Annotated in this window: 12 protein-coding genes and 1 riboswitch; of the genes, 8 read left to right on the top strand and 4 right to left on the bottom strand. The window is 73.8% G+C overall.

Annotation, left to right across the window (positions count from 1 at the left end):
* Positions 1–21 precede the first annotated feature (21 nt).
* A riboswitch (TPP riboswitch) is annotated at positions 22–131 on the top strand.
* The 7 genes from thiE (at position 126) to thiC (ending at position 5,999) form a co-directional block, all read left to right on the top strand.
* On the top strand, positions 126–752 hold the full coding sequence (gene thiE, locus D2L64_RS12000; RefSeq protein WP_119575405.1) for a thiamine phosphate synthase: 627 nt from the start codon (positions 126–128) through the stop codon (positions 750–752). It overlaps the preceding riboswitch by 6 nt.
* A complete protein-coding gene (gene thiO, locus D2L64_RS11995) occupies positions 746–1,864 on the top strand; it encodes a glycine oxidase ThiO (RefSeq protein WP_119575403.1) in 1,119 nt (372 codons plus the stop codon). Before thiE ends, thiO begins: the two co-directional genes overlap by 7 nt.
* A 32-nt stretch (positions 1,865–1,896) precedes the next feature.
* Positions 1,897–2,097: a sulfur carrier protein ThiS gene (thiS, locus tag D2L64_RS11990; RefSeq protein WP_119575401.1), complete on the top strand. Its 201-nt coding sequence runs from the start codon at positions 1,897–1,899 to the stop codon at positions 2,095–2,097.
* A gap of 5 nt (positions 2,098–2,102) precedes the next feature.
* Positions 2,103–2,885: a thiazole synthase gene (locus D2L64_RS11985; RefSeq protein WP_119575399.1), complete on the top strand. Its 783-nt coding sequence runs from the start codon at positions 2,103–2,105 to the stop codon at positions 2,883–2,885.
* A gap of 74 nt (positions 2,886–2,959) precedes the next feature.
* On the top strand, positions 2,960–3,607 hold the full coding sequence (locus D2L64_RS11980) for a thiamine phosphate synthase (RefSeq protein ID WP_233558918.1): 648 nt from the start codon (positions 2,960–2,962) through the stop codon (positions 3,605–3,607).
* Entirely contained in the window at positions 3,604–4,392 is a 789-nt protein-coding gene (gene thiD, locus D2L64_RS11975; protein WP_119575395.1) for a bifunctional hydroxymethylpyrimidine kinase/phosphomethylpyrimidine kinase, read from the top strand. The genes D2L64_RS11980 and thiD overlap by 4 nt, the downstream gene beginning before the upstream one ends.
* A 14-nt stretch (positions 4,393–4,406) precedes the next feature.
* On the top strand, positions 4,407–5,999 hold the full coding sequence (gene thiC, locus D2L64_RS11970) for a phosphomethylpyrimidine synthase ThiC (protein ID WP_119575393.1): 1,593 nt from the start codon (positions 4,407–4,409) through the stop codon (positions 5,997–5,999).
* Between the two features lie 36 nt (positions 6,000–6,035).
* Here thiC and D2L64_RS27550 read toward each other — a convergent pair whose 3' ends face one another.
* From D2L64_RS27550 to D2L64_RS11950, 4 genes are all read right to left on the bottom strand, one after another.
* Entirely contained in the window at positions 6,036–8,777 is a 2,742-nt protein-coding gene (locus D2L64_RS27550; RefSeq protein WP_199714509.1) for a hypothetical protein, read from the bottom strand.
* Between the two features lie 78 nt (positions 8,778–8,855).
* Positions 8,856–9,167: a cupin domain-containing protein gene (locus D2L64_RS11960; protein ID WP_119575391.1), complete on the bottom strand. Its 312-nt coding sequence runs from the start codon at positions 9,165–9,167 to the stop codon at positions 8,856–8,858.
* Positions 9,167–10,117 carry an LLM class F420-dependent oxidoreductase gene (locus D2L64_RS11955; protein WP_119575389.1) on the bottom strand — a complete coding sequence of 317 codons (951 nt, stop codon included), beginning with the start codon at positions 10,115–10,117 and terminating at the stop codon, positions 9,167–9,169. Before D2L64_RS11955 ends, D2L64_RS11960 begins: the two co-directional genes overlap by 1 nt.
* Before the next feature lie 2 nt (positions 10,118–10,119).
* Complete coding sequence (locus D2L64_RS11950) at positions 10,120–10,905, bottom strand: ABC transporter ATP-binding protein (RefSeq protein WP_119575387.1); 786 nt, start codon at positions 10,903–10,905, stop codon at positions 10,120–10,122.
* 268 nt (positions 10,906–11,173) lie between these two features.
* Between D2L64_RS11950 and D2L64_RS11945 the strand changes: the two genes are divergently transcribed.
* Entirely contained in the window at positions 11,174–12,199 is a 1,026-nt protein-coding gene (locus D2L64_RS11945) for an ABC transporter substrate-binding protein (protein ID WP_119575385.1), read from the top strand.
* Positions 12,200–12,238 lie beyond the last annotated feature (39 nt).

Here is a 12,238-nt window from a genome sequence, read left to right as displayed (position 1 = left end):
GATCTGCCGTACGGTGACACCCAAGTGACCCACGGGAGCCCGGTCGACCGGGCTGAGAGGGGGGCTGTGAGCCCCCGACCGTCGAACCTGATCCGGGTAATGCCGGCGCAGGGAGGAGCGTTGCCGTGCCGTCCCTGGGACGACTGCATCTGATCACCGACACCCGAGCCGGGCGACGTCCGCTCGCCGTGCTCGGCGCCGTACTGCCGGTGGCCCACGCCGAACTCGTCGTCCAGGTCCGGGTCGAGGACGGCGCGACCGACCGGCAGGCGTACGACCTGGCCCGGCGGGTGGTCGAACTGTGCCGGCCGTACGAGGTCAGCTGCCTGGTCAACGACCGGTTGCACGTGGCCCTGGCGGTCGGTGCGGACGGTGGCCACGTCGGCGCCGACGATCTGCCGGTGACCGCCGCGCGGCGGGTACTCGGGCCGGCCGCCGTGCTGGGCGCCACCGCCCGGGAACCGGTTACCGCCACCGCGGCGGTCAGCGCCGGCGCCAGCTACCTGGGCGTCGGCCCGTACCGCGCCACCAGCACCAAGGACGGGCTGCCACCGGCGATCGGCGCGGCGGGCGTACGGGCGGTGGCCGAGGTGGTCGGGGTACCGGTGCTCGCCATCGGGGGAGTGACCGGCGAGGACGTGCGGGCGCTGCGCGCCGCCGGGGCGTACGGGGTGGCGGTGGTCGGCGCGCTCTCCGGTGCCGACGATCCGGCCCGCACCGCCGCCGCGCTGATCCGGGAGCTGACGTGTTGAGCGGGGACCCTTCCGCTACCGCAGGCGCGGACCCGTTCCTCGCACCGGAGGTGGCGGTGGTGGGCGGGGGGCCGATCGGGTTGGCGGTCGCCTGGCGGTGCGCGGCCCGGGGACTGCGGGTCGTCGTGCACGATCCGGCGCCGGGATCCGGCGCCTCCGGGGTGGCCGCGGGGATGCTGGCGCCGGTGGCCGAGGCGTACTTCGGTGAACGGGAACTGACCCGGCTGCTCACCGAGTCCGCCGGCCGGTGGCCGGAGTTCGCCGCCGAGCTGACCGAGGCGACCGGGCACGACATCGGCTACCGGACCGAGGGCACCCTGATGGTCGGTCTCACCGCCGACGACCTGGCCGAGGCGCGGCGACTGTGGGCGTACCAACAGGGGCTCGGCCTGCCGGTGACGCCGCTGCGCCCCTCGCAGCTGCGCGAGCGCGAACCGGCGCTGGCACCCCGGGTCCGCGGTGGCGCGCTCGCCGCCACCGACCACCAGGTCGACCCGCGTCGGCTGGTGCCGGCGCTGCGGCTCGCCGCCGAACGGGCCGGTGCGGTGTTGGTGGCCGAACCGGTCCGGCGACTCTCCGACGTGGTGGCCGGGACGACCGTCGTGGCCGCCGGCTGCGGCGCCGCCGCCCTGACCGGACTGCCGGTCCGCCCGGTCAAGGGCCAGGTGCTGCGGCTGCGTACGCCCGACGGCGGCCCGCCGGGCTTCCGGCACGTCATCCGGGGGTACGCCGACGGCGAGCAGGTCTACCTGGTCCCGCGCGAGAACGGTGAGGTGGTGGTCGGCGCCACCGTCGAGGAACGCACCGACCGGACGGTCACCGCCGCGGCGGTGCTGCGACTGCTGCGGGCCGCCACCGACCTGCTGCCCGAACTGGCGGAGTACGACCTGGTGGAGACGATCGCCGGGCTGCGCCCCGGTACGCCGGACAACGCCCCGATCCTCGGGCCGCTGCCCGGCCGGCCGGGTGTGCTGGCGGCCACCGGCCACCACCGGCACGGCATCGTGCTCACGCCGATCACCGCGGATCTGGTCGCCGACCTGATCACCGGGGCGGGCGTCGCCGAGCCGCTGCTCGCGCCCTTCCGGGCGGACCGGTTCCGGACCACCTGAGAGATCCGACGTCGAAGGGGAGGAGGCCGAGGGTGGAGTTGACGGTGAACGGGGTCGGGCGGGACGTGCCGGACGGAGTCACGGTGGCCGAACTGGTCCGTCAGGTCACGCCGCAACAGCGGGGCGTGGCGGTGGCGGTGAACGGTGAGGTGGTGCCGCGTACCGGCTGGCCGGCGACCGTGCTGCGCGGCGGCGACCGGGTCGAGGTGCTCAGCGCCGCGCAGGGCGGTTGAGCCCGGTGGACGCGACGACGGACTTCGAACTCGGCGGCCTGCGGTTCGGCTCCCGGCTGGTGCTCGGCACCGGTGGGGCGGCCAACCTGCACGTACTGGAACAGGCGATCCGGGCCTCCGGCACCGAGCTGGTCACCCTGGCGCTGCGTCGGGTGGACGCCGTACCGGGTGGCTCCGGCGGCCTGCTGGACCTGCTCGACCGGTGCGGGGTACGCCTGCTGCCGAACACGGCCGGCTGCTACACCGCCGGTGAGGCGGTGAAGGTGGCGCACCTGGCCCGGGACGCGTTCGACACCGACTGGGTGAAACTGGAGGTGATCGGCGACGAGCGCACGCTGCTGCCCGACGGGGTGGAGTTGCTGCGTGCCGCCGAGGAACTGGTCGCCGACGGGTTCACCGTGCTGCCGTACACCTCGGACGACCCGATCCTGGCTCGGCGCCTCGCCGACGTCGGCTGCGCCGCGGTGATGCCGGCCGGATCGCCGATCGGGTCCGGGCTCGGCGTGTCCAACCCGCACCACATCCGGCTGATCCGGCAGAGCGTCGGCGTACCGGTGATCCTGGACGCCGGGATCGGTACCGCCTCCGACGCGGCGCTGGCGATGGAGTTGGGCTGCGACGCTGTCCTGCTGGCCAGCGCGGTCACCCGGGCCGCGGACCCGGTGGCGATGGCCACCGCGATGCGCCACGCGGTCACCGCCGGCCGCCTCGCGGCCTCCGCGGGCCGCATCCCCCGCCGGTTCCACGCCCTCGCCTCCACCCCCGACGAAGGCCGACCCGACCTATGACCCACCAACTCGCCGATCCTGTTACGGCGGCACCCCGCGCGGGGCCGTCGCGAACCCGGCTCCCCGGCGGCGTCGTGCTGCTGACCGACCGGCGGGTGGCGCGGGGCGGTCTGGTGGGCGTCGTGGCCAGGGCGGTTGCCGGGGGCGTGCGGTGGGTGGTGCTGCGCGAGAAGGATCTGCCGCGCGCGGAACGGCAGGCGCTCGCCGACGAGTTGCGGCCGCTCCTGGCCGGAGTCGACGGCAACCTGATCGTCGCCGGTCCCGACCCGCTGCTGCCCACTCCCGCCCCGGCCGGGGGCCGACCACCGGTGGCCCTGCACCTGCCGGCCGCCGGCCCGTACCCGCCGCCGGCCGTCGACCTGGTCGGCCGTTCGTGCCACGACCGGGCGGAACTGAACCGACTGACCACCGAGGACTACGTCACCCTCTCCCCGGTCCTGCCCACCAGATCCAAGCCCGGCTACGGCCCACCCCTGCGCGCCGAGGGGCTGGCCAGGCTGATCCGGCTGAGCCCGGTACCGGCACTGGCGCTCGGTGGCATCGAGACACCGGCCCAGGTACGCGCCTGTGTCGAGGCGGGTGCCGTCGGGGTCGCCGTCCTCGGCGCGATCATGCGGGCTCCCGATCCACAGTCGGCCGCCGCCGCCCTGACCGGCGCCTTCCACCAGGCGATCCGTCAGCAGCCGCGGCCCTTGACCGCGACCACCGAGGGAGAGACGTGACCCCCACGACCGTGCTCACCGTCGCCGGCTCGGATTCCGGCGGTGGCGCCGGCATCCAGGCCGACCTGAAGGTCTTCGCCGCGCTCGGCGCGTACGGCACCAGCGTGCTGACCGCGGTAACCGCGCAGAACACCCGTGGCGTGGACGCCGTACTGCCGCTGCCCCCGCAGACCGTCACCGAGCAGCTCGACAGTGTGCTGTCCGACTTCACGGTGCGCGCGGTCAAGACCGGGATGCTCGGCACGCCGGCCGTGGCGGAGGCGATCGCCGAGGCGGCGGTGGCGGGCCGGCTGCCGCAACTCGTGGTCGACCCGGTGCTGGTCGCCACCAGCGGACACCGCCTCGGTGTGGTGGCGGCGGTGGAGCGGCTGCTGCCGTACGGCCGGGTGGCGACCCCGAACAGCGCGGAGGCCGCGGCGCTCACCGGCGCCCCGGTGACCAACGTGGCGGAGATGACGACGGCCGCCCGGGCCCTGGCGTCCGGCGGTCCGGAGTGGGTGATCGTGACCGGCGGCGACGTGGACGCCGGGGACGAGGCGGTGGACGTACTGCACGGCCCGGACGGGACGACGCTGCTGCGCGCACCCCGGGTGCCGACCCGGCACAGCCACGGCACCGGTTGTTCGTTCTCGGCGGCCATCGCCGTGCGACTGGCGCTGGGCGACCCGGTGCCGGTGGCGGTCACCGCCGCGAAGGAGTACGTCACCCGGGCGCTGACCGGCGCGCGGGACTGGGAGTTGGGCGCGGGACGCGGCCCCCTGGACCACTTCGGTTGGTCCGGCTGAGCAGGGAGGTTGTCATGCAGGTACGGCGCAAGGTGTACGTCGAGGGTTCGCGGCCGGAGATCCGGGTGCCGTTCGCGGAGGTGGAGCTGACCGGGGACAACCCGCCGGTGCGGCTCTACGACACCTCCGGTCCGGGCTCCGACCCGCAGGTCGGTCTGGCGCCGCTGCGCGGAGCGTGGATCGCCGAGCGGGGCGACGTGGCTCCGGTGCGCGGTCCGGGCACCCCGCTGGCCGGGGCGGACGGCAGGCGGCCGACGCAGCTCGCGTACGCGCGGGCCGGGATCGTCACCCCGGAGATGGAGTTCGTGGCGATCCGGGAGGGGATGGCGCCCGAGTTCGTGCGGGACGAGATCGCGGCGGGTCGGGCGGTGCTGCCGCTGAACATCAACCACCCGGAGTGCGAGCCGGCGATCATCGGCAAGGCGTTCCTGGTGAAGGTCAACGCCAACATCGGTACCTCGGCGGTGAGTTCGTCGGTGGCCGAGGAGGTGGAGAAGTTGACCTGGGCCACCCGGTGGGGCGCGGACACCGTGATGGACCTCTCCACCGGCAAGCGCATCCACGAGACCCGCGAGGCGATCGTGCGCAACTCCCCGGTGCCGATCGGTACGGTGCCGATCTACCAGGCGTTGGAGTCCGTCGGTGGCGACCCGGTGAAGCTGAGCTGGGAGGTGTTCCGGGACACCGTCATCGAGCAGGCCGAGCAGGGCGTCGACTACATGACGGTGCACGCCGGGGTGCTGCTGCCGTACGTGCCGCTGGCGGTCGACCGGGTCACCGGCATCGTGTCCCGGGGTGGTTCGATCATGGCGGCCTGGTGCCTGGCGCACCACGAGGAGAACTTCCTCTACACCAACTTCCGGGAGCTGTGCGAGATCCTGGCCCGCTACGACGTGACGTTCTCCCTCGGCGACGGGCTGCGGCCCGGCTCGATCGCGGACGCCAACGACGAGGCGCAGTTCGCCGAGCTGCGCACGCTGGGGGAGTTGACCCGGATCGCCTGGGAGTACGACGTGCAGGTGATGATCGAGGGCCCGGGTCACGTACCGATGCACAAGATCAAGGAGAACGTGGACCTCCAGCAGGAGTGGTGCCACGAGGCGCCGTTCTACACGCTCGGCCCGCTGACTACCGACATCGCCCCCGCGTACGACCACATCACCTCCGCGATCGGCGCCGCGATGATCGGCATGTTCGGCACCGCGATGCTCTGCTACGTCACCCCGAAGGAGCACCTCGGGCTGCCGGACCGGGACGACGTGAAGGCGGGTGTGATCGCGTACAAGATCGCCGCGCACGCGGCGGACCTGGCCAAGGGGCACCCGGGCGCGCAGGCGTGGGACGACGCGCTCTCCAAGGCGCGGTTCGAGTTCCGCTGGGAGGACCAGTTCAACCTCTCGCTGGACCCGGAGACCGCGCGGTCGTACCACGACGCCACGCTGCCCGCCGAGCCGGCGAAGACCGCGCACTTCTGTTCGATGTGCGGGCCGAAGTTCTGCTCCATGAAGATCACCCAGGATCTCAAGGAGTACGCGGCCCGCGGCATGCAGGACAAGTCCGACGAGTTCCTCGCCGCCGGCGGACGGGTCTACCTGCCGCTGGCCTGACCGGCCGGGGCCGGTCCGGACGGGCGGGGCGAGGGGTCAGTCCCGGTGATGCCGGCCGGTCGAGCGCAGCGAGCGCCGGGGCTTCTTCGGCGCCGGCTCCTCGTCGTCCTCGGACCGGCCCAGCCCGGCCACCCAGTCGACGTACTCCTCGTCCTGCGCCGGCAGCGGTTCGTCGTCAGCGGTGGCCGGGTCGCCGGAGCGCGACCAGTTCCGGCGGAACAGGCCGCGCCGACCCCTGTCCCGGTCACCGCTGGGCTGGACGTCCTCGGGGCGGGCCACGGCGGGCGGCTTGGTGAAGGCCGCGGAGAGGTCACGGGCGGTGCTGGCCGGATCGGTCGAGACCACCGGGGTGACGGCGAAGGCGGCCGACACCTCACGTGCCGCCGCCGCCGGATCCGGCCCGGTCGGCGTGGTCATTGTGGTCGGTCCGGTCGGCGTGGTCGGTCCGGTCGGTCCGGTCGGTCCGGTCGGTGTGGCCGCCGGGGCTGCCGGCTGCTCGACCGAGGTCGTCGTCGCGGGGCCGCTCGGGTCGGCGCCGTCGGAAGCGCGGCTGCCGTCGGAGGCTGGCCCGCCGGTGGCCGTCGGGTCAGCGGGATCGGACGTGTCCGGACCGGCGAGTTCGGCTCGCGGCACGGCGACGCCGGTACCCGGCGTGGCCGAGGCGGCCAGGTCACCGGTCGGCGGGGAATCGGCCGGGCGGGCGACGGCGAAGGCGTTCCACGGGGTGCCCGGCTTGAGGTCGGGCAGCATCAGCCGGTGTCGGGGCCGTGGTGCCGGCTCGGGCCGTACCGCCGTGGTGGGCTCGTCCTCGTCGCTGGCCGGGCGAGGTTCCGGTGTCGCGGCGTCGACCTGGAGTTGCGTGGCGTGCTCGGCGCCGGTATGCGGGACCGGCACGGCGTCGACACCCGGCCCGGTGGCCGGACCGGAGTGCACGTCCGGACCGGTGGCGAGACCGGTGCGGGCCTCCGGGGCCACTCCGGTGGCGTCGTCGGCCGGAACGGGGGCGCTGCTGCCGTCGGCGGGGAGGGAGCCGTCGGCCGGGAGGTCGGCGGCGGCGCCGGTGGTGCGCGGCGTGCCCGTGCCGCGGGCCTGTTCTGGGGGAGCCGCCGGAACCGGCGTGCCCTCGTTCGCCCGGGGCCGGCGGGTCCGCCGGGGCGCGGGTGCGGCGCCGGAGGAGGTAGCCGCCGGTGTCGGCTCGGCTGTCGGCGCGGACTGGGGCGTCGGGCCGGTCGGCTGCCCACCGGACCGGGCCGGCTGGGGCGCCGAGTCGGCCGGGCGCTGCGGGCGTCGTACCACCGTCGGCAGGTCGCTGCCGTCACCCACCGGCGCCGGGTCGCTGCCGTCACCCACCGGCGCCGGGTCGCTGCCGTCACCCACCGGCGCCGGGTCGCTGCCGTCACCCACCGGCGCCGGGTCGACCGGCGCGGCGACCTCCGGGGCACCCGCCGTGGACGCTTTCCGGTCCTCGTCCGTCGTCGCGGCCGCGTCGATCAAGCCGTCGATCGTGGGTGCGTCGTCGGCGTGGGCCGTTACCGCTTCGGGTGCGGCATCCGCTGCCGGGCTGTCGTCCCCGGCCGGACGGTCGTCGGATCCCGGGCTGTCGTCCCCGGCCGGACGGTCGTCGGATCCCGGGCTGTCGTCGGGTGCCGGGTTGCGGGCGGGTCCGGAGCCGGCATCCGACGCGTGGCCGACGCCCGTCGAGACGGTCTCCGCCAGGGGCGGTGCCGCGGCCACGATCCCGGTCGCAGCCGGGCCGGCACCGGCGGACGGGCGGGGACTGCTGTCGTCCGGCCAGTGCCAGTGCGGTGGCGTGGGGGCCGGGGTGCGCGGCTGGTCGGCCGGGCGGCCGGCCGGCGGGCGCGACGTGGGTACCGCGGGCAGCGGCTTGAGGATGGCGGTCGGCTCGATGGGCCGCGAGCCGCCGGCGGCGCCGGGCGCCCAGGGCAGGAACGTCGCGGCGGTCGAACCGAGCGCGCCGACGGCGACCGCGATCAGGGCGCCGTAGTAGGGCGAGAGCTGGTAACGGTCGGCCGCGTCGCCCGGCCCGGCGGTCAGGTAGGCGAACGCCACCAGCACCGGGCCGACCACCCCGCTCGCGCCGCTGACCAGCGCCGGGTGCCCGCGCCACCGGGACATCGTGCCGGTCACCGCGCCGGCCAGCAGCGCCACCAGCGGCAGGATCAGCAGCGCGAGTTGCTGGGTGGCGCCGGCGGCGAGCCAGGCCGGCTCCAGGACACCGAGGCGTACCGGGGTCAACGGTCCGCTGGCACCCAGCGACGGAATCACCGACAGCAGCGCGATCAGCCACGCCGCACCCGCCACGGCGGCCATGTTCCAGGCCAACGGCGGCCGGACCAGTACGGCCACGGCGGCTCCGGCGCCGACCACCGCGCCGAGGACGGCGCAGATGGCCACGGCCCAGACCGGGTCGACCGAGATGAGTTCGGCGCTGCGGGCCGGTTGCATGCACAACGGCGCCACGACCGTGGCACCGAGGGCGGCGCTGCCGGCCACCGCCAGTTGCCGGCCGGTGCCGGTGAGTTCGGCGTCGGGTCGCGCCAGTCGCTCGGTGAGTACGGCACCGACGACGGCGGCGTTCGCCGCGAACCAGCCGGCCCAGACGAGCTGGGCCGGCCACTGGTTGACGGTGGCACCGCTGAACTCGCCGGTCAGCCGGACGATGCCGAAGCCGAACGCGAGGCCGAGCTGACCGGCCCCGGCCAGCAGGCTGACGCCGAACGCCGTGAGTAGTAGGCGGCTCAAGCTCCGATGGGCCATGTTCGGCACGTTACGGTCCGTCGCCACCGATCGCCACCGGCGCGCCGTGACATGACGTAACAGCTGCTCGGGGCGTGTCTACTTGAGCTCGACCAGCCGGGCGAGGTATGTCGTGTCCCCGACGTTGGTGAGCATGTGCACGGCGCCCGGATCGCGGTAGACCACCCCACCGGTCGGCTCGTCCGCGTCGATCTTGACGCCGTCGACGGTCTGGATCACGTTCTTCGCGCCCTGCACGGCCACCACCAGATAGGGGTGGTCGTGCCGGTGCAGCGGCTGGTACTCGCCCGGCTCCAGCCGGATGTGCCAGACCCGGACCCGGTCGTTCTCGTAGACGATCTCCTGACCCACCGGTCCGAGGGGCGGGCCGGTCTCGGGTGGCGTCGACATCAGCGGACTCCGTCCAGTCGCGGGAGCACCTCGGCGGCGATGAGCTCCAGATGGTCCAGGTCTTCGAAGTCGATCAGGCGAAGGTGCACCCGTTCGGTGCCGATCGCGGCGAACTCGCCGATCCGGTCGACCAACTGCTCGGGTGAACCGACCACCGGATCCTCGGGCGGCAGTGCGCTCTTGGCGTGCAGCGGCGCGGCCCGCCGCCGGGCCTCGGCGTCGGTACGCCCGATGGCCACCACGATGCCGGCGGAGAGCACCAGCGGTGGCCGTCCGGTCCCGGCGCGGTCGACCCGGTCGCCCGCCTCCCGGACCCGCTCGTACGCCTCGGCCGTCTGCGTGACGCCGGTGAACGGGACGTTGAACTCGTCGGCGTACCGGGCGGCCAGTTCCGGGGTGCGCTTGGGGCCGCGCCCGCCGACGATGACCGGCGGTCCGGGCGTCTGCACCGGCTTGGGCAGGGCGGGCGCCTCGGTGAGCCGGTAGTGCTGGCCGGTGAAGCTGAAGGTCTCGCCCGACGGGGTGCCCCACAGTCCGGTGATCACTTCGAGCTGCTCGGCGAGCCGGTCGAAGCGCTCGGTGGTGCCGGGGAACGGGATGCCGTACGAGAGGTGCTCACGGGCGTACCAGCCGGCGCCGATGCCCAACTCGACCCGGCCGCCGCTCATCTGGTCGACCTGGGCCACCATCACCGCCAGCGGGCCGGGTAGCCGGAAGGTCGCCGAGGTGACCAGCGTGCCCAGCCGGATCCGGCTGGTCTCCCGGGCGAGCGCGGCCAGCGTCAGCCAGGCGTCGGTCGGGCCGGGCAGCGCCGGGTCGTCGCCCATCGCCTGGTAGTGGTCGGCGCGGAAGAACGCCTCGAAGCCACCGTCCTCGGCCAGCCGGGCGAACCGGAGCTGGTCGTCGTAGTCGGCGCCACGGTGCGGCTCCGTGAAGACCGTCACCCGCACGCTCATCGTCCTTCCGGGCCGACGCCCGCCGGCTGGTCCCGTTCCATCAGCAGCTCGTGCAGGTCGGCGCTGACCTGGGCGACCTCCGCCAGGTGGGCGTTGCGGCCGAGGGTGCGGGGCCGGGGGATGGCCACTTCGACGATCTTGCGTACCCGGCCGGGGCGCGGGCTGAGCACGACCACCCGGTCGGCGAGCAGCACGGCCTCGTCGATGGAGTGGGTGACGAAGACGATCGTCGCCCGGCTGCGCATGTGCACCCGTTGCAGTTCGCCGGAGAGTTCCTCGCGGGTGAGGGCGTCGAGGGCGGAGAACGGCTCGTCCATCAGCATCACCCGGGGGTCACCGATCAACGAGCGGCACAGCGAGACGCGCTGCTGCATGCCGCCGGAGAGTTCGTGCGGCAGTCGCTTCTCGAACCCGGCCAGCCCGGCGACCTCGAGCAGTTCGCGCGCCCGGTCCCGATGGTCGGCGCGCTTCCAGCCGAAGATCTCCACCGGGAGCAGGACGTTGTCCAGCACCGTGCGCCACGGCAGCAACGCCGGGCGCTGGAAGAGCATGGCGATGTCCTGGCGCGGGCCGGTGACCGGGGTGCCGGCCACGGTGATCTCGCCGCCGCTGACCGGGATCAGGCCGGCGATCAGCCGCAACAGGGTGGACTTGCCGCAGCCGGAGCGGCCGAGCACCGCGACGAACTCGCCGTCGCCCACGTCGAGGTCGATGCCGCGCAGCGCCTCGACCCGACCGGAGCGGCCGTCGAAGACGCGGGACACCCCGGACAGCCGGATCATCTGCGGCGGGCCTCCACTGAGTGGGAAGTCAGGAATCCGTCAAAGGTTATCCGGCTCCGCCCTCTATCGCACCGTCCGGGGTGGACATCACTTTGTTTCCGTTCCGCAACCCGATACGCCTGGCGACCCAAAGGTGGGGTTCTCGTACGCTGTGCCCGCGAAGAGTCCCCTCGATACGCGGTGTCGGCTTCCGTCCCGGCTGCCGGTGCCGCCTGACAATCCCCTCCCGGCGGCCCGACGCCCCGGTTGGAAAGGACAAGGTGCACTGATGAGAAGGCTGACCCGAACGGTCGCCGCGGCCACGATGGCCACCGCCCTCGCCCTCGTCGCCGCGTGCAGCAGCGGTTCCGACGACGACGCCGACAACGGTGTGGGTTCGTCCCTGGAGCAGGTGACGTACCTCACGTCGTTCGGAAACTTCGGGCGTGACGCGTACGCCTGGGTGGCGAAGGAGAAGGGCTACTTCAAGGACGCCGGCTTCGAGGTCGAGATCAAGCCGGGTCAGGGCACCAACGCCGTGATCCAGACGATCGTCGGCGGCCAGGCCCAGTTCGGCCCGATCGACCTGACCGGTGGGCTGCTCCAGCTCGGCAACGGCGAGGCCAAGGACTTCGTGGCGGTGGCCGCGATCCAGCAGCGCACCATGGCCGCCATCGCCACCGTCGAGGGCACGGGGATCAACACCCCCAAGGACCTGGAGGGCAAGAAGCTCGCCGACACCCCCGGCTCCGTCGTGCGGAACCTCTTCCCGACGTACGCGCGGATGGCCGGCATCGACTACGAGAAGGTGACCTGGGTCAACGGCGAGGCGCAGACCCTGATGGGCACCCTCGCCTCGGGCTCGGTGGACGGCATCGGTCAGTTCGTCGTCGGCCAGCCCACGATCGAGGCGGTGACCAAGAAGAAGGCTGTCCTGCTGCCGTACAGCAACGTGATGCAGGACCTCTACGGCAACGTGCTGATCACCTCCAAGCAGTACGCCGGTGAGAAGCCGGAGCAGGTCAAGCGGTTCACCGAGGCGCTGCTCAAGGGCCTGGAGTACGCCCTGGCGAACCCGGAGGAGGCGGCCGGGATCCTGGCCAAGAACGCCGAGGCGGTGAACGAGGCCGCGGCCGCCGCCGAGCTGCAGCTGATGGCCGGCTACGTCCGCTCCAGCAACTCCGGCACCGCCCTGGGCACGCTGGACAGCGGCCGGGTCGCCAAGAGCATCGCGATCCTGCGCGGTGCCGGTGCCCTCAAGTCGGACCTCACCCCCGACCAGGTCATCGACTTCAACCTCGCGCCGAAGGCCTGAGGTCGATCCACTCTCACCACGGGGTACGCCGCACCGGAC

Source organism: Micromonospora radicis (genome assembly GCF_003583405.1).
Lineage (GTDB): Bacteria > Actinomycetota > Actinomycetes > Mycobacteriales > Micromonosporaceae > Micromonospora > Micromonospora radicis.
This window is presented reverse-complemented; position numbering and strand designations above follow the sequence as displayed.